The following is a 17,560-nucleotide window of genomic DNA, read 5'->3' on the forward strand; positions in this document are numbered from 1 at the left end:
ACCTGTCAAACGCTCATGTCGATCACGGTTCGCAACGTTGCCAGGCTCACATTACTGCCACAGATCACGATCGCTGCCGTCTTGCCGCGCATCTCGTCTTTGAGTCGCAGATACCCTGCGACCGCAACCCCCGCCGACCCTTCAACCAGGGTGTGCTGGGTTTCGATCATCAGACGCATCGCAGCGGCAATTTCATCTTCGGACACCAGCACCCACTCGTCAACCAGTGTCCGGCAGAGATCGAGCGTTATCGCGTCCGGTTCCACTCCGCCCGCTGTACCGTCCGACAGGGTCGGCAGAATGGGCGGAGACACAACTTCGCCAGCCAGCACCGACTCGTACATCGCTGGCGAATTGATCGGCGAACACCCGATAATCCGCACATCAGGCTGCACTGCCTTCATATAGGTCGCAATGCCGCTGATCAACCCCCCGCCGCCAACCGCGACCAGGATGGCATCGAGCCGATCAATCTGACGCGCCAGTTCCACACCGATCGTTCCCTGCCCGCCAATGACCAGCGGGTCGTTGTAGGGCGAAATGTAGGTCAGCCCATGTTCGGTGGCATAGGCCCGCGCATACCTTTCGGCGACGACACAATCATCGCCATACATCCGCACATCGGCGCCAAAGTCGCGCATGGCATCTACCTTGACCGGCGAGGTGTCTTCAGGGACGAAGATCAGCGCCGGCGCACCGAGCGTCAGCGCGCCGTAGGCGACCGCCGCCCCATGATTCCCAGATGACGCCGCTACAATGCCACGTTCGCGGACGTGATGCGGCAGCGCCAGCAACACATTCAGCGCGCCGCGCACTTTGAACGATCCGGTCGGCTGGGTATTTTCCAGTTTCAGCAAAGCCCGGCCGCCTGTCAACGCGCCGAGCCGGATCGATTCATCGAGCGGGGTTGGACGGAGCGCGCGCCGCAGCCGCCGGGCAGCGCGCAACACCTCGTGCAGCAGGTCAGTCATGTGTGCGTACCTTCATTGTTGCGTGCGGGAGTCATGATTCAATCGTGCATTGTATCGGTGAGTGAGCATTGCGTCAATGCACCCGCGAAAGATGGTATAATAACAACCCCAGGTTTTTGCGCGCCGCTGGCGGTTCGCTCCCATTGCGGGCGCCTGGAGGTTGTGCCCTGCTCGTCATGGTTTTCTCACGAGCATCTCAAGGAGTCGCTCATGAAGCTTTCGTGCCTTCAGGAAAATCTGAAACGCGGTCTGGCAATCGTCAGTCACGCCGTCGCCGGGAAAAGCACCCTGCCGGTGCTCAGCAACATCCTGCTTGCCAGCGACGATGGGCGCCTGAAACTGGCGGCGACCAATCTCGAAATCGGGATCACCTGCTGGATCGGCGCCAAAATCGAGGACGAGGGCGCCGTGACCGTTCCGGCAAAATTGTTGAGCGACGTGGTCGGCAGCCTGCCAAACGACCGGATCGATCTGACGCTCGATGTGCGCACTCAGACGCTGAACCTGAAGTGTGCCCGCTTCGAGACCAACATCAAAGGCACGGAAGCCGGTGAGTTTCCAACGATCCCTACGATCGACGACCGCACGCCGGCTGCGATCTTCCCACCGGCGCTGCTCCGTGAGACGATTGAACAGGTGGCGTTCGCGGCAGCGACGGAAGAAACCCGCCCTGTCCTTCAGGGTGTGCAACTCCGCCTGCGCGACAACCGCGCTATCTTTGCCGCCGCCGATGGTTTCCGTCTGGCGCAGCGGATTATCGAACTGCCGGAACCGATTGTTCAACAGCAGGAACTGATCATTCCGGCGCGCGCGCTGACCGAACTGGCACGGATCGTCGATGACGATGAAAGCCCCGTCGAAATGATGATCACGCCCGGCGGCGGGCAGGTCCTCTTCCATACCAGTACCGTCGATCTGGTGTCGCGCCTGATCGAAGGCAGGTTCCCCGATGTTGATCGGGTTATCCCACAGCAGTATCAGACACGCGCCGTTCTCGACCGCCAGGAGTTGACCAAAGCCGTCAAACTGGCATCCTTCTTCGCCGTCGCTTCCTCGAATATCGTGCGACTGCACATGGAACCGGGCGGCGAGATGGGACCAGGACGGATCACCATTAGTGCGAATGCGGTCGAGGTTGGTGACAACAAAGGGCAGATCGATGCAACGATCCAGGGCGACGGGGGGCAGATTGCGCTGAACGTCAAATTCCTGTCCGATGCAATCGCTGCGATTCCCACGCCGCAAATCGCGCTGGAAACGCAATCGCCGCAGCATCCGGCAGTCTTCAAGCCTGTCGGCGCTGATGGCTATATCCACATCGTCATGCCGATGACGGTGCGCTGACGTTTGTAATGGACCTGCTGCGCACATACTGGCGCTGGCTGGCGTTGATTGCCGTGGTTGCGGTGCTGACGAACAGCCGCAACCTGCCCTGGCCCTTCGTGACACTGGTTCTGGGGGTGACGGCGGGTTATCTGCTGCGCGAAGGATGGCGTGTCTGGCGGCGTGCGGGCGGACCTCCAACCCGCAGCAAAGTGACCTACTGGCGCGGTCAGCGGATCGAAGTCGGCGCGCCGCGTGCCGGTCCTGCACTGCCCGACGTGCGCAGCATCGGTCCTGCGCTGATCTATCTCGTTCCGGGTCTCATTTTCGCGCTGGTCGCCGTGGCAATCGTGCTGCGCAGCGTGGGGTTGTAAATCTTATTCAACTCTATTGTTGCCGGCAACACTCCTCGTTACACCACTGGTGTGGAGCCACTATATCATCCACGTTGGACTGCTCAGGTTGACGCGGCTCGAACAGGTTCTGTTTCTGGCAGGAGGCGGACTGATCTTTCTGAGCAGTCTGAACCTGCTTCCAAATCAGAGTGCGGCGGTGGCGTACGGTCCTGTCCTGGCAGCGCTGGTGTTACTGTGGTATCGCGCCTGGCGCAATGGTCTTGATCTGTCTGTCGAACACGCCCACTCCTCCTCCATACCCGACTAAAACGCCGTACCCCCTGGTTCTATTCTTCATCAGTACTACCTTCTCTCTTGTCTTCTCCTTGCCATCGTCGTATGCTGTCAATAGTCGGAGAAGTGTGCCACGACACAGGCGAGCGAAGCGAGGGGCGTAAGAGGCGAGCGGCGCGAGGTGAGGGGCGCGAGGTGTGAGGGGTTGGAAGGTCGTTGCACGTTGCACGTGGGAAGGTTCCCCAACCCCTGACTGATTCCTGGTTCTCAGTTCCTGGTTCTCGGTTCTCAGTTCTCGGTTCCTGGTTCCTGGTTCTCGGTTCTCAGTTCTCGGTTCTTGGTTCTCAGGGAATGGAGCATGCCATTCATGACAACGACCAACGATTTGCTCCAGCAAGGTATTGCGGCAGCGCGCTCCGGACAGCGCGCCCTGGCACGGCAACTCTTCGTTCGCGTCATCCAGGCGGATCAGTACAACGACGAGGCGTGGGTCTGGCTTGCAGGTGTGGTGGATGACCCTGCTGATATGCGGCGCTGTCTGCAGCAGGCGCTGCGGATCAATCCGTTGAACCCACATGCGCGTCAGGGAATTGCGTGGCTCGATCAACAAGCAAGGCAGGCGCAGAAGACCTCATCATCCGCAGGCGCCCCGCCTGACGGTCAGGCATCATCGGTGTCCCCATCGTCTATGGCGCGTCCGACGCCGTCCCAGGAAGCGAATCAGCCGCCACAGGCATCGTCTGATGCAGATCGAGGGCTTTTCCAACTGCCCCCTGCGACGAACGGTCCGTCGCCAGCATCTCAGTCGAGCGCGTCGGCAAAACCGGCATCCGCTCGCGACTCTCGCCTGTCTGACAGTCCTGCGTCTGCTGCTGGCAAAACGTCCGCTGACGGAACCGTTGAAAAGCCTGCTCGTCGTTTCTCGCTCTTCGGCAAGCCCAAACCTACTCCCGCTGCCGCCGCCCCGTCCGACGCCCCGCGTCCAGCCAACCAACCCGCCCGCCGCTTCGCCCTCTTCGGCAAGCCCAAACCCGCCGCCGACGCTCCCGCTCCCGCGTCCGACGCCCCGCGTCCAGCCAACCAACCCGCCCGCCGGTTCGCCTTCTTCGGCAAACCTGAACCCGCCGCCGACGCCGCCAGCGCTGCTCCAGCACCCAACACCGCCCAACCGACAGACCAACCCGCCCGCCGGTTTGCGCTCTTCAGCAAGCCCAAACCGACCGCTGCCGCAATGGTCGCCACGGCAGCGGCTGGCGCAGCAGGCGCGACAATGACTGCACCGGTTGCCACACCAGCGCCGAAATCACGCCGGAAAGAGAAAGAACTACCACCAGAGGAAGGCGACCCCACGCGCGACCGCTGCCCGTACTGCGGCGAACTGAACAAGCCGGATCGGGCATGGTGCCGCCGTTGCGACCGCAGCCTGATGATTCGCGGTCCGGCGCGCGCGCAGCGTTCTCCCTGGCTGTCGATCCTTGGCATTCTGTGGGTTCTCGGCGGCGTGTTGGGGATTCTGGGGGCTATCGCAGGGTTGATTGGCGCGCTCGTGTTGTACAACTCGGTGAGGGGCAGTCTTTCCGATTTTCCGCTCATCATTGTGGTGGTCTGTGTGATCATCGCCCTGGTCTATGGGGGGCAAATTGCGATTGCGCGCGCAATGCTGAACCGCGCCCGTTGGGCATACTGGATTATTGCCGTACTGACCGCGCTGCAACTCGGCGGATCGCTGCTTGGCGCGCTCGGCGCCGCTGCGACAATCCGCGACGCCATCGCTCAGGCACAGGCGCTTCTGCCTTCATCAGAAGCCGCAACTGCTGCCGCTGCGGTCACCGGCATCTTTGGGACAGTTGTGCTGATCGATGTTGGCATCAAGGCATTCTTTATGCTGCTGGTCGGGTTGAGCTGGCGCGATTTCTACGGACCCAAGGAGCGTTTCGTTTCTGAGGTACACGGCTCGACCGACTACGAACTGTTCAACACCGGTCTGGCGCTGCAGCGCAAAGGCATGTGGTGGATGGCGATGAAACAGTGGGAGGCGGCAGTCGCCAATTCGCCACGTGATACCGATTACCTCCACGCACTGACGGTCGCCTATGCGAAACTTGGCGAATGGGAGAAGGCGCGCGAAACTATCGCAAAGGCGATCAAAGTCGCCCCCGATAACCCGGCGCTGAAACAGGTTCAGGAGCGGATTGAACGCACAATTGCAGCACAGGGGTGATAACGTTCGCCGTGAAGTCCGAAGGTGCGCCATGAACGTCGAATGCTCTCCCTGGCGCAGGGGGCGCAGCTGCGCTGCGCCCGTATAGTGTGCAGCGTTCGATCACTGTTCTACTTCGATCATCGCAACAGGGTACTCGTCTGTGCCTGTCATCCGACTGCGCTCGTCGGTCAGCGCCGCATCGGGATGACGCACATCGTACCAACCGACACGCCAGGAGTAGCGACCGGGCAACGTATCAGGCGGCACAACCACATCGAAGGTCTCTTCGACGACATCGCCCTCCCGCCATTCCCACGCCGGTCGCAGTGCGTAGCCGGGCACATGGACAAACCGCGCGCCTGCGACTCCCTCCAGCCGACTCACCGCGACATACTGTGCGCCTGGCGGCAACGCCTCGCGCACCCGCCACACAAACGTCGCCCGTAACCGGCGCGGCGCGATCGTATCAACCTGTGCGCGCACCAGGTCGAACGGTCCGAACCGTTGCAACACTGGTGCGCCATTGTCAGGAATGAGCGACAGGCGGTTGACCAACGCGCGATCAGGGGCAGCGTCACGCGCGAACAGCAACAATCCATCCTCCATATCGACCAGCGCAAATGCTGGATCGCTCAGAAGGGTTGTGATCGCGTCGCGGTCATAGTCGAGACCGCCGCCATACCCGTCATCGAGGTGCAGGTACCAGTCGAAGAGCGCATCAGGCAGCGCATACTGCACCTGCGGCAACAGCGATGGCAGGCGTTCGGCGCGCGCCTCAAACGGGTAGCGCACCAGATACACGGTTTCGCGGTTCACGAGATGGGTAGCGACGAAGGTCGAAGCGGCGAGCGGCGCATCGGGCGGTACACGGGTTGCCAGAAATGATGCCAGGCGCGCGTCACGTGGAGTAACACCGTAGATTGATCGGTCGAAGCCATACCCCGGCACACCGGACCAGAACAACGGATTGAGCGGCGTATTGACCAGCAATGCGCTGAAGATTGCCGTCACTGCGACGGTAAAGCCGAGATCGCCGCGCCACGAACGTCGCGCGCGCCGGGTCGCATCCGATGGTTGGGTCAACGCAATTGTAAGGATTACAGCATTTCTCAGATATGTTGACTGTCGTCCATATCTGCGATATTGCACGAGGCGCCAGCCTGCAGCGGAGTGGTTAACCTGCTCCAACAGGTCAAACCTCTATGAGAATGACTATAATACCTAACGTATAGTGATAGTATCAATCACAACTTCATTACCGATGCGACTACGTTGATCGGTCGCGTATGCGTCAGTGTGTGTTGGATCATACCACGCCGTGATCCAGCGATAGTTTCCAGGAGGTAGATCGGCAGGAAGGCGAATTTCAAACTGCTCCACGACAACGTGGTCTGTTGGCCATGTATTTGTTGGTTTCAGGAAAGCGCTCGGCAAATGGACGACTCTGCCGCCATCTACCCCTTCCAGACGACTAACGGCGATGAGGCGTCGATCTATCGAATCTCCTACCAACTTCCAGGAAAAATAAGCACGGAATAACCGATTTTCTGACGAATCTATCCGGGCTTCGAGCAGTCGCACAGGACCGAAATCAGCTATCTGTTTTTGTGTTAGTTTATAACCTTTCACAAACTCGATCTTCTGAAGCAATGATTCTTCGGCAGTTACGCCCCTCTTAAAGAGAAGAAGTCCGTCCTCCTGGTAGATCAAACCGAAATTAGAATTGTTCAGCAGGATTGATATTTCCTTCGCCTCATAATCAACTCCTCCGACCATACGACCATTTATAGTGGTTCTCCAGTCAAATAGAGCATCAGCGACAGCATAATCGATTTTATCGATAATAATGGGGAGTCGCACCCCACCAGGATCGTCTGGATAGCGCAGAACGTAGAGCTCAGAACGTCCCGCCACGTGACTTCCAAGAAACATTGAAGCGGCTATAGGGGAGCCTGGTGGCACGTGGTTGGTCAGGAATCGTGACTTTACAAAATCACGCGATGTTATGCCATAAGAAGCCTGATCGACTCCTAAACCTGGTAAACCGACCCAAAAAGTTGGGTTTAGCGGTATATCGACCAGAGCTGCGCTTGTGAGAACAGTAGTTACGGTACAGAATACCAGGTCGGAACGCCAGCTCCTTTGGAAGGAATTAAGGGTTTTGACCGAGGATTTCACCATGTTTCCCGAAGCAGAGATTATACCGTTCTTTTGATCTACCTTTACCAGATGGCAAAGCTTTTCAGCACCTTCAATAACAGATAAAACTATAAATGGCACCACCAGCGCATAGTGATGGTAAGCATAATGGTAGGTCGTACCAGGACCAGTACTGATGAGCACAGCAAACAGAATAGGAGTAGATACAAAAAGCCATCGCCACCCGCGCCATGCCAAAAGCAACACCGGACCAACGACTACCAGAGCATTGAGCAATCGCTCACCGACAGTACTCAGCAATGTATCAAACGCCCCGAAGTACTGCTCTACATAATTGTTGTGAATGCGACTTCCACCAGCATCTTCAAAGAGGGGGCGCAGGACAAAAAAAACCAACGCACCATAGGCTACTGCAGATACACTTGTCACCAGACCGACACGGCGTTGTCCGCCCCACAGAAAGAAATAAGCGCCTATTGCTGCCACAGCGACAGCAACATACACTTTACACAGGAGGCACAAACCCGCCCAGACAACCGCTGACCACCTACTACGTCGCTCAAGAGCATCGACTAACCAGAGAATCATAGGCATGGCCAGTGTATCGCCATGGAAGTCGAAGAGGACGGCGGTAAGGGCAACCGGGTAGAGCAGGTAGATCAGCACAATACTACGTGCAGCCAGCACACTATCCAGTCGACGTAGCGCAATCGCATACGCTGGAAAAGCGCCACTTGCCGCCAATAATGTCTGTCCAATCAACAGTACTCGTGGATCAGGCCATAGAGCAATCAATGGGGCAAACGCATAATAGATAAGTTCAAAGTGCCCTGCAAGTCGCGAGACGTTTCCTTGAGGAGATGTTACTATGAGCGGTTCACCTCTAAGTGTTGAAGCAATCGCCTGATACATAGTCCCTAAATCAAGAACACCTGCGTTGAAACCCATGTAACGGGCTATACTCAACCAACCGATCATCACTAGATAGATGATCACTGCTACCCAGAGCACAGGGTCATGAATAACATTACGACTAAGAGGTGATATTCGCATATAATATAATTATGTCGAACGTCGAGCAATGACACGAATAACGCCACTTGAGCGGAGAAGCATCGATAAAATACCGAGGGGAGCAAAAGCGGCTACTGCCAGAGGATTGGTATAGTGCATCAATTGCGCAAGCCCTTTGTATCCGTTTCTGGCGAGCCAAAATCGAACACTGCCGATCCATATGTTAGGAGCTGCACTGTGAATAACTCGCTCAATATGTAATCCCGCAATCTCGAAAATTCTTGTCAGTGTATGCTGTGGAAAAAGAAAGAAATGTCGAGGAATCTGGTATCCATACCAATCGGGACCAAATATACGTGATGTATGTGAGTCGATGTTAGGAACGGTAATAATACAGTATCCTTCAGGTTTCAGGATATTTGCAACTGTTTTCATAGTTAGCACTGGGTCAGGCAAATGCTCGAGTACGTGGCGCATGATTACCATATCGAAACTTCTCGCCGGAAGATTCAAGTTTTCTAATTGACCGACGAGAAAATTCAGATTGTACCTGTCTTTTGCAATCTTTGCAATCTCGGAGTTAATATCGACGCCAGTCAGAAATTTACGTCCATTTTTGCGTAGTTCGTGGAGAAACTCTCCTGTGGAAGCACCTATCTCAATAATATTGCTACTTGGCGATGTCCTTCCTATAATTTCTGCAATTTCAGGTCTCCACGCAATTTTTCTCATCATCATTACAAAAAATCGTCTCTTTGTTACATAACTTTCATAAGTAGACGGATATATCTCTGCTATCTCCTCTGGAGTATCTGGGCGCGGACTAAGGTAAACCAGACCGCAAATACGGCATTGGTATAGGTAATAAATACGGTTATCAAGAGTACTATCCCGATCGGTTCCTGCACAAACCAGGCGTCGCTCAGAGCTATGACATAGGATACAAACCATCTCTTTCATAAGAATCTCTCTCTTTCCGAAAATTTGGAAACAGCTGACGATATATTATTTCGTCGATGTCCAAGGGCAAAGAGTATTCCCCCGATAATCCCGGTGATATTCCGTGTGATGTGCATAAAAATTGAAAGGAATAAAGCCTCAACAGACCCAATTCCAGCCATGCCGAGAAGAAAGATCATTGTATTGTCCTGCAAACCCAGTCCATTTATTGAAATGGGCAAAACTATAACTGCCATGACTATAGGAATTACCACAAAGTAAACAGCCATTTCCGCATTTATCCCAAATGATTTACCTGCACAGAAAAAAGAGACGCATATGGCTATTTGTCGCAACATAGATATGATTGACGCAAGGATTAAGATTTTTGGATCACCCTGCAGTCTTGCAATGCTTTGATCGATCTTAGAAATTGATCCTCCGAATCTCTTTCTTATCGATAGAGGTATGAAACTGATCATTTTCTCGAAAGCGCGACGATTAAGAATTAAGAAAATAAAAAATGAAATAATCAGCAAAGTCACCACCAAAGATCCCATGATAATACGATTATCTCGTAGGCTGGACAAGAAAAAAAGCGAAACAATTCCTATAACGGTAGTAATGATCATACCGATCATTCTATCAATTAGTACGGAAGAAGCTGCTGCTTCTCGATTTAAGGTATTCTCGGCAACCATTATCATTTTCGACACATCTCCACCGACTGATGACGGAAGAAACATACCGAAAAATGTACTGACTAGATTAATATAAAATAGATCAAGGAATGACTTATGAACACCCATGCCGTTGATAATGACCTTCCAGCGCCAAACTATCGTTAATAACGCAAATATATTCATTAAGATGGCCAGAACCATCCATATCGGACTAATTTGAATCAAAAGATCATCTTTTTCCGAAAAGTCTACCTGGTTTATCAACAAAACGAACAGGAAAATCGTAAACAAGACTCTCAGAATCGTTTTTTTCATCTGCTATCTCCAAAATTTGATGACAAAAATTTCAATTTAATCCTTTTCTAGAAAGAAGAACGTCGTATATATCGTTAATTTCTCTCCCGATCCTGTGCCAGGAAAAATAACGCTCTGCGCGCTCACGAGCGCGTCTACCGAGATCGGATCGGAGATGTGGATCGCTTCCCAAAGTGATAATCTGATCAGCAAAAGCTTGCACATCACCGGTTACGGCATAGACTCCTGTATCAGCGAGGGTTGCAATGTTGCCAGGAAGATCGAAAGCCACTGTCGGCAGAGCACAAGCCATATAGTTGAGCAATTTACCATTTCCTTCCATTGATGTAAGTTTGGGCGCCACTGCCAGATCACCGAGTGAAAGATAGCGTGCTGCTTGCGTGTAGTCGATGCGTCCTGGTAAACAAACATGGTCAGAGACGCCCAAATTGTGTGCCTTTACGCGGTAGTATTCTTCATTAGGATAGCCCATAATGAGAAAGTACGCGTCCGGCAGGAATTTCAACACGCGAGGAATTGCATCAATAAGAAGATCAATACCCTGATAGGGGCTTAGCACGCCGAGATAGACGATTATGGTGCGATTACGCTGTATTTGCAGGTTATTGTAGAGATCATCCAAATCCTCTTTTTTGTGGGGTCTAAAACTCTGAAGGTCAACGCCGTAATTAACGCTAAAAACCTTCCCGGAGTCGAATATAAAAAGTTTTTGAAGGGTTTCCTTAATATAATTCCACATAAGAATTCCGTCTACGTGCGATATGATCTTCTGTTCAAGTTTGCGAAAAAGCAAATAGGGTATGCTACCTTTACGAACAAAATTGTGATTGAGCATCTCGCCGGTCAAACTTCCTTGAAGGTCAAGCAAGAGGGGAACACGAAGCATACGGGCTACAATGATAGAAAGACCGGCACCTTCGTGAAGGTGAGCATGGATAATGTGTGGCTTATACTGTCGTGCCACTTGAAGCACACGTATCATCAGGAGAAAGTCAAGGTAGAGTTTATGCCAGGATGGTCCTGCTGAGCGTTTGCGATACCATGGAACTGGAGGAATACGGTAGGTGGGAATTTCACCGATATCACGGCCCAGGTGATATGTGACAATAACAACACTATTGCCATTTAGTTGCTGTGAACGAGCAACCTCATAAATCTGAACGTGGCAACCACGGTCAGAGAAATAGGGGGTCGGCGCTACCATAAGTATACGTTTTCGAGACATCTCAGACTTTTGATCTCTACGTGTTGCTTCTAGAAATCTAGAGTTACTCTTCAGGTCGATTGATCTCTTCGCGTACTGTGTAGATTGGCACGTTTCGCCCCTCATAGTATACTCGGATGATCAATTCTCCGAGTAGCCCCATTCCAAGAAATTGCACACCAATGAGAACCATTAGCACTGCAAGCAGTAACAAAGGACGATCGCCAATCGCCTGTAAAAGTACAAGACGAACATACCCAAGATAGAACAACATACCCGTCCCAATAGCGCCACTAATCAAACCTATGCTGCCAAACACTTGCATAGGACGAGTCGAGTATGACAGTAAAAATCGCACGGTCACCAGGTCGAGCAGGACGCGCAGGGTACGGTTGATGCCGTACTTCGATTTGCCGAAACGACGAGGAGCGTGACGCACCGGCAGTTCGGTCACCGCAACCCCCTGCCAGCTGGCGATTGCCGGGATGAAGCGGTGCAACTCGCCATAGAGACGGATGCCGCGCACCACGTCGCGGCGGTACGCTTTGAGCGAACAACCGTAATCGTGCAGATGGACGCCGGTTGCCCACGAGATCAGGCGATTGGCGATCATCGACGGCAGTCGCCGGTTGAGAAACGGATCGCGGCGGCGCTCGCGCCATCCGCTCACGACATCGTATCCCTCCTCGATCTTTGCGAGCAACGCGGCAATATCCGCCGGATCGTTCTGCAGATCCGCGTCGATCGTCACCACCACATCGCCGCGCGCCCGGTCGAACCCGGCGGAGAATGCCGCCGTTTGCCCGAAGTTGCGCCGGAAACGCACCACCCGCAACCGCCGGTCGCGCCGCGCCAGATCGCGCAACAGAGCGAAACTCCGGTCACGGCTGCCATCATCGACGGCAATGATTTCGTAGGGGAGTCCGAGATTCTCCAGTTCCACCGTCAACCGCCGGTAGAGATGCGGGATGCTCTCTTCCTCGTTGTACACCGGCACCACCACCGAGAGATGCGGAACAGGCGCGTCGTCCGGTTCCTGCACTGCTCTGGCGTATGGTTCGTGGGCTGTAACCATTTCCGTCATAGGTTCTGGCGACCCGTCTGCGCTTTGCTGAGCCTTCAACCTTCAACCCCAAACCCTCAACCTTCAACCCTCAACCCTCAACCTTCAACCTTCAACCCTTATGGCACAAACGCATTGCGCACATACATCGACGCGATCAGCGCCCACAGCAGCGCATTGCAGACCAGCGTGAGCCACAGAACAACCGGCGACCGCGCCCATCGCGCCAGTTGAATGAAGAGCGGAAAAATGATCGTGAACCGGCGAATGATTCCCATATAGGGCCACAATGGATAGACGATCGACAGGTTCAGCGCCGCCAGGGTCAGGCTATAGATCGCATAACTTCGTCGCACGCGCACGGCGGCTGCCAGGGTCAGCGCCAGCATGATCAGCATGACCAGGACGTTGAGAAGCAGGTAGAAATACGGTCGCTGACGCAACTGGTCGAGCGCATAGCCAAAATTGACCCAGGGCCAGCTAAACGTTTCTCCCCACACATCAGCATACGATGGCGTCACCAGCAGGGCGCCGATGAGTGTATCGGGCCTGTACCACAAAAATGCAACATCGCCGAGGGTTGCACGGTATACGATCCATCCCAGCAGCGCCAGCGGCGTCAGCGCCAGACCGGCCAGCGGACCGGACACCACTCGCACCCCATGCATGCGCATAGCATCCCTGTGTTGCTGCCACAGTTCCCACAGCAACGGCAGCACAACCACCACTCCGGGTTGTTTGGTCAACGCTGCGGCGCCCCCGGCTGCTCCGGCAAGCCACCAGCGCCCGCGTCGCGCTGCGTACAACGCTGCAACGATGCTCAACAACAGGAGGGATTCGGTGTACGGCAGCAGGAATGAAAAACCGAGCGGACTGCCGATCAGAAACAGTGTTGTGCGCTGCGCCGTGGCTTCATCGTCATCAAGCGCGACGAGACGGTAGAGCAGCGCAAGCATCGTCACACAGCACACGTGCGCGATCAACCAGGCTGCCAGCAGGTATTCACCCCCGAACATTCGCCCCAGGAGACCGGTCAGCAACGGGTAGAGAGGGTGAAATGCAGTGTCACCCGGACGATGCCCATAACCGTGCTGTGCAATACCAATATACCAGATGACGTCATAGCGCAAAAGCGGCAGCAGCACCACACGTTCCAGCCACGTCCACAGCGGCGCCGACGGGGGCCAGACCGCGACCGAGGCTTCTTCCACCCACTTCGGGTAGACCAATGAAACCCAGGCATTCCAGAGCACGAAGAGCGCACAATAGCCAGCATACAGCCGCAGCGCCCAACGCCACGCCATTGCAGGCTTCTGCGCAGTCTGCGCGACAGATCGATCAATCCCGATGTCGGTCGTGACCTCCATCAGAGCTTGCTCACTCCTGTGGTTGACTGTGATCAGGAATTGTACACCGGGGCACAGAGGCGTAGGGATGTCGTGGTTTCGCACCAACCGCCAGGCTGTTCACCATGCGAAGGCGCGTCCCGGTGTTCAACCTGCAAGCGCTGCACTGACGTCTTCTCTGCCGCCCCCATTCCTGTTACCGCTTGTTGCAGTTTCTACCTTCAGTATAACGTTGTTGCACCTGGAGAAGAGTCGCAGAATTGCATCAATCCGTATGCAAAACCGCCATCATTGGAGACGCTGCGGCAGCGTCTGCGCGGGAACCACACGCTGCACTCCGTCGTGGTGCAGGTTCTGGCAGCGAGTCTGCGAGGGAGTGTCGTTCTGCAACCGGATCGATCACAGGAACCGTGCGAATATCCGCTGGAATGTTTCAAGATCGTCGATATTTTCCTGCAAGACCCGAAAAACAATGCTTCTATCGATCTTTAGATAGTCGTGGACGAGGATATTGCGAAAACCGATCATCTTAATCCAGGTTTCCTCCTGGGATGCGTCTATCAATCCACCTTCACGTAATCGATGAGGGATATCGCTATACCAATCAACATTTCCCAGCCCCGATTCGGCCACAACGTGATTGCCCAGATCGTTGATCGATTCGATAGCCAGTTGAAGAAAGCGCTCTGCACTCCCGTATCGCTCCGGGTTACTGACAAACTCATCATACGAATACTTTTGCAACTGGCGGAGAATAGCCAGATACTTATCCAGTTTCTCCAGCCTCTTGCGGATGACGTCGGGTCTGACCATGCAAGATCCTCTGTTTATACGCCTGTCGCTGGACATCCAGGTATGGCCGAAAATCCAGGAACTGACGCACGATTCTGGAAAAATACGCTCCCCGATCAAAGTCTTCCGTCTGATAGATCAACCGGTTATGGCGCACCACCTCGTGCTTCAACACGATATTATCAGTGTCGAGGATGACCAGATCAACCCGACAGAATCCCGCGCGCGCCAGATCGGTCAGAATATCGAGGCGCGGCAACTCGCCCGCACCCGGTCGCGGCACTATCGCCAGATCGAGGTCGCTCTCTGCGTGAAGCCTGCCGGTGACCGCTGAACCAAACAGGTAGACTGCCTGAATATCCGGGTATGTTCTGAAGATGTCAGACAATCGTTCCAGTTCGGGAAACATATCTGGTTTCATACGCGCACGGGAGAGAACACACCGAAAAACGTTGAACGTTCAAGGTTCAAATGTTCAAGGTTCAACGTTCAAGGTTCAAGGTTCAAATGTTCAAGGTTCAAATGTTCAAGGTTCAACGTTCAAATGTTCAACGTTCATCATTATCATTATATCTGGTTTCGAGCAAGCACGAGAGAGAACACACCGTCATCACAACGTTCAACGTTCCAACGTTCAACCTTCAACCTTCAAACCTTCAACCGTCCAGCGCCCAACGTTCAACCTTCAAACCTTCAAACCTTCAAACCTTCAACCTTCAACCTTCAACCTTCAACCTTCAACCCTTCAACCTTCAACCCTTCAACCTTCAACCTTCAACCTTCAACCCTTCAACCTTCAACCCTTCAACCTTCAACCTTCAACCTTCAACCTTCAACCCTTCAACCCTTCAACCCTTCAACCTTTCAACCCTTCAACCTTCATCCCCCCACACCCGCAGCCACACCTCCAGGCTGATCCAGCGCCACACCTGGCGCGTATCGCCGCCATGCGCGCACCACTCTTCCACAGCGTGACGCACTACAGGCAGATCAAGGTACGCGCCGCAGGCAGCCCCATCAGCAAACAGATCGGGACGCGCCGCCAGCAGGTCGCGTTGCCAGGCGTCCTCCGGCGTCTCGAAGCCAACTTTATCACTGCGCCAGGCGATAGCGTCCGGCAACAACCCTTCCATCGCCTGCCGATGCACCCATTTTGTCCATCCCCGGCGAATGCGCAGATGCGGTGCGCACTGGAACACGAACTCGACCAGACGATGATCGAGGAACGGGACCCGCGCTTCGATGCTGAATGCCATCGAGTTGCGGTCTTCATACCGTAAGAGGTGCGGCAGGCTGCTTGCCATCACCGCATCGCGCAAATGATGGTCGAGCGTTTCCTGTTCGCACCAGGAAGGAATATCTACCAGATCGACGCGACGGTATGCATCGGCGAAATCGGGGCGCAGAACAGTTGATCGCGCGCGCAGGAATTGTCGCCCGACATACGCCAGTTCGACAGCAGGCGCTGGCAGGGCGAAGATCAGCGCATTGCGCAGCAGCGGCAATGCTGGCTGACCGCTGCGCGCACTCAGGGCAACGACTTCGGCAAGCAACGTGGCGCCACGTCCTCCGCGCAGCAGATCGCCGAGATAGCGCGCATAGGGACGGTAGCCCGCCAGCAACTCATCGGCGCCCTGCCCATCGAGCAGCACGGTGACACCGCGTTCACGCGCCAACCCCATGACGCACCACTGCGCGAAAATGCTGGTCGATTGAAACGGCTCGTCCTGGTGCCATGTCAACCGCTCAAGATCCGCCAGCAAACGCTCAACCGTGGGAACCACAAAGTGACCGTCGGCAGTCGTGGCGCGCAACACGCGCTCGATGTGGCGTCGCTCGTTATAGCGCCCCTCACTCTCATACACCGCGCTGAACGTCTTCTGCCGCTCTCCGATCTGCGCTGCCGAGAGTCCGTCCTGGCTCATGAGGCGGTTGACAGCGCAAACGATAGATGACGAGTCGATGCCGCCGCTTAAGCAGGTGCCGATCGCGACATCGGAGCGCAGTTCGAGCCGCACAGCATCGATGAAGAGGTCGCGGTACGCTGCAATGATCGTTTCCGGCGCCTGGACGCGATGGTGACCATCCGGCAGGGCGACGTCGTAGTAGCGACGCGGCGCGGCAGGCGATCCATCCGTAATCCGCATGCAATGCCCTGGCGGGAGCGAACGCACCCCGGCAAAAAAGGTCGCACCGTGCTGTGGATCGGGCAGGCGTCCATCGACAAGGAACTGATAGATGGCAAGCGGCTCCGGGGTGAAAGGCAGCGCGTGTCGCCCGACCAGCGCCTTGATCTCGGAGGCGAAGGCGAAGGTCTGACCGGTTGCCACATAGTAGAGCGGCTTGACCCCAAAGCGGTCGCGCGCCAGAAAGAGTTCGCGCCGCTCACGATCCCAGATCGCAAACGCCCACATCCCGTTCAGACGATCCAGGCATGCCTCGTCCCACTGCGCATATGCCGCCAGAATGACCTCCGTATCGCCGCCGCTGCGAAAGCGATGCCCAAGGCGCTGCAACTCTTCGCGCAGTTCGATGTAGTTGTAAATCTCGCCGTTGAACACGATCCAGAAGCGCCCATCGGCGCTGACCATTGGTTGATGACCGGCGGGCGACAGGTCGAGGATCGCAAGGCGGCGAAACCCGAACGCCAGACTACACCCTATGCCATGCGCCTGATCGAGCGGCGGCAGCGCCAGACGCGGATCGGTCTCGGCGCCAGCATACGGCGCACACCACCCTTCCTCTGGCGACGCCAGCAGATACCCCTCATCGTCCGGTCCACGATGACGCAACCGGCTCGTCGCGGTTTGCACTGCCGCCAGATCGACCGGTCGCCCGTCACGATGCCAGATGCCGTAGATGCCGCACATAAGAACCAAGAACCAAGAACTGAGAACTGAGAACCAAGAACTGAGAAC

General features: G+C 55.2%; 15 protein-coding genes. 4 read left to right on the forward strand and 11 right to left on the reverse strand.

Annotated features, from left to right (window positions below; translation table 11 throughout):
* Positions 1-5: 5 nt before the first annotated feature.
* On the reverse strand, positions 6-971 hold the full coding sequence (locus ROSERS_RS22675; RefSeq protein ID WP_011959075.1) for a threonine/serine dehydratase: 966 nt from the start codon (positions 969-971) through the stop codon (positions 6-8).
* A gap of 210 nt (positions 972-1,181) precedes the next feature.
* Here ROSERS_RS22675 and dnaN point away from each other — a divergent pair, with 210 nt between their 5' ends.
* From dnaN to ROSERS_RS22695, 4 genes are all read left to right on the forward strand, one after another.
* Positions 1,182-2,315, forward strand: coding sequence for a DNA polymerase III subunit beta (dnaN, locus tag ROSERS_RS22680; RefSeq protein WP_011959076.1), 1,134 nt, complete (start codon positions 1,182-1,184; stop codon positions 2,313-2,315).
* Between the two features lie 8 nt (positions 2,316-2,323).
* Positions 2,324-2,668, forward strand: coding sequence for a hypothetical protein (locus ROSERS_RS22685; RefSeq protein WP_011959077.1), 345 nt, complete (start codon positions 2,324-2,326; stop codon positions 2,666-2,668).
* Positions 2,669-2,687: 19 nt separating this feature from the next.
* The gene (locus tag ROSERS_RS22690) at positions 2,688-2,957 is read left to right on the forward strand and encodes a hypothetical protein (protein WP_157041197.1); all 270 of its coding nucleotides are present in this window, start codon (positions 2,688-2,690) and stop codon (positions 2,955-2,957) included.
* Between the two features lie 324 nt (positions 2,958-3,281).
* A complete protein-coding gene (locus ROSERS_RS22695; RefSeq protein ID WP_011959079.1) occupies positions 3,282-5,144 on the forward strand; it encodes a hypothetical protein in 1,863 nt (620 codons plus the stop codon).
* 102 nt (positions 5,145-5,246) lie between these two features.
* Here ROSERS_RS22695 and ROSERS_RS22700 read toward each other — a convergent pair whose 3' ends face one another.
* The 10 genes from ROSERS_RS22700 to asnB form a co-directional block, all read right to left on the reverse strand.
* Positions 5,247-6,275 (reverse strand): DUF2079 domain-containing protein, encoded by a 1,029-nt coding sequence (locus ROSERS_RS22700; protein WP_041334373.1) that lies wholly within the window; start codon positions 6,273-6,275, stop codon positions 5,247-5,249.
* Between the two features lie 72 nt (positions 6,276-6,347).
* Positions 6,348-8,282 carry a DUF2079 domain-containing protein gene (locus tag ROSERS_RS25440; protein ID WP_198136337.1) on the reverse strand — a complete coding sequence of 645 codons (1,935 nt, stop codon included), beginning with the start codon at positions 8,280-8,282 and terminating at the stop codon, positions 6,348-6,350.
* 66 nt (positions 8,283-8,348) lie between these two features.
* Complete coding sequence (locus tag ROSERS_RS25445; protein ID WP_011959082.1) at positions 8,349-9,260, reverse strand: class I SAM-dependent methyltransferase; 912 nt, start codon at positions 9,258-9,260, stop codon at positions 8,349-8,351.
* Entirely contained in the window at positions 9,257-10,237 is a 981-nt protein-coding gene (locus ROSERS_RS22715) for a lysylphosphatidylglycerol synthase transmembrane domain-containing protein (protein ID WP_011959083.1), read from the reverse strand. Before ROSERS_RS22715 ends, ROSERS_RS25445 begins: the two co-directional genes overlap by 4 nt.
* A 31-nt stretch (positions 10,238-10,268) precedes the next feature.
* Positions 10,269-11,462, reverse strand: coding sequence for a glycosyltransferase family 4 protein (locus ROSERS_RS25450; RefSeq protein ID WP_011959084.1), 1,194 nt, complete (start codon positions 11,460-11,462; stop codon positions 10,269-10,271).
* Between the two features lie 43 nt (positions 11,463-11,505).
* Positions 11,506-12,525, reverse strand: a complete 1,020-nt coding sequence (locus ROSERS_RS22725; RefSeq protein ID WP_011959085.1) for a glycosyltransferase family 2 protein — start codon at positions 12,523-12,525, stop codon at positions 11,506-11,508.
* A gap of 98 nt (positions 12,526-12,623) precedes the next feature.
* Positions 12,624-13,871: a glycosyltransferase family 39 protein gene (locus ROSERS_RS22730; RefSeq protein WP_011959086.1), complete on the reverse strand. Its 1,248-nt coding sequence runs from the start codon at positions 13,869-13,871 to the stop codon at positions 12,624-12,626.
* Positions 13,872-14,249: 378 nt separating this feature from the next.
* Positions 14,250-14,663: a type VII toxin-antitoxin system HepT family RNase toxin gene (gene hepT, locus ROSERS_RS22735; protein WP_011959087.1), complete on the reverse strand. Its 414-nt coding sequence runs from the start codon at positions 14,661-14,663 to the stop codon at positions 14,250-14,252.
* Positions 14,617-15,063, reverse strand: coding sequence for a type VII toxin-antitoxin system MntA family adenylyltransferase antitoxin (gene mntA, locus ROSERS_RS22740; RefSeq protein ID WP_011959088.1), 447 nt, complete (start codon positions 15,061-15,063; stop codon positions 14,617-14,619). Before mntA ends, hepT begins: the two co-directional genes overlap by 47 nt.
* Positions 15,064-15,514: 451 nt before the next feature.
* Entirely contained in the window at positions 15,515-17,512 is a 1,998-nt protein-coding gene (gene asnB / locus ROSERS_RS22745) for an asparagine synthase (glutamine-hydrolyzing) (protein ID WP_011959089.1), read from the reverse strand.
* Between the last annotated feature and the right edge of the window lie 48 nt (positions 17,513-17,560).

Source organism: Roseiflexus sp. RS-1 (genome assembly GCF_000016665.1).
GTDB lineage: Bacteria > Chloroflexota > Chloroflexia > Chloroflexales > Roseiflexaceae > Roseiflexus.

What these genes read in the sequence shown, in the direction of transcription:
- ROSERS_RS22730 (WP_011959086.1), bottom strand. Translation starts at nt 13,871, where the DNA reads ATGGAGGTCACGACCGACATCGGGATTGATCGATCTGTCGCGCAGACT.
- ROSERS_RS22725 (WP_011959085.1), bottom strand. Translation starts at nt 12,525, where the DNA reads ATGACGGAAATGGTTACAGCCCACGAACCATACGCCAGAGCAGTGCAG.
- ROSERS_RS22675 (WP_011959075.1), bottom strand. Translation starts at nt 971, where the DNA reads ATGACTGACCTGCTGCACGAGGTGTTGCGCGCTGCCCGGCGGCTGCGG.
- ROSERS_RS22685 (WP_011959077.1), top strand. Translation starts at nt 2,324, where the DNA reads ATGGACCTGCTGCGCACATACTGGCGCTGGCTGGCGTTGATTGCCGTG.
- ROSERS_RS25450 (WP_011959084.1), bottom strand. Translation starts at nt 11,462, where the DNA reads ATGTCTCGAAAACGTATACTTATGGTAGCGCCGACCCCCTATTTCTCT.
- hepT (WP_011959087.1), bottom strand. Translation starts at nt 14,663, where the DNA reads ATGGTCAGACCCGACGTCATCCGCAAGAGGCTGGAGAAACTGGATAAG.
- ROSERS_RS22695 (WP_011959079.1), top strand. Translation starts at nt 3,282, where the DNA reads ATGCCATTCATGACAACGACCAACGATTTGCTCCAGCAAGGTATTGCG.
- ROSERS_RS25445 (WP_011959082.1), bottom strand. Translation starts at nt 9,260, where the DNA reads ATGAAAGAGATGGTTTGTATCCTATGTCATAGCTCTGAGCGACGCCTG.
- dnaN (WP_011959076.1), top strand. Translation starts at nt 1,182, where the DNA reads ATGAAGCTTTCGTGCCTTCAGGAAAATCTGAAACGCGGTCTGGCAATC.
- ROSERS_RS22715 (WP_011959083.1), bottom strand. Translation starts at nt 10,237, where the DNA reads ATGAAAAAAACGATTCTGAGAGTCTTGTTTACGATTTTCCTGTTCGTT.
- mntA (WP_011959088.1), bottom strand. Translation starts at nt 15,063, where the DNA reads ATGAAACCAGATATGTTTCCCGAACTGGAACGATTGTCTGACATCTTC.
- asnB (WP_011959089.1), bottom strand. Translation starts at nt 17,512, where the DNA reads ATGTGCGGCATCTACGGCATCTGGCATCGTGACGGGCGACCGGTCGAT.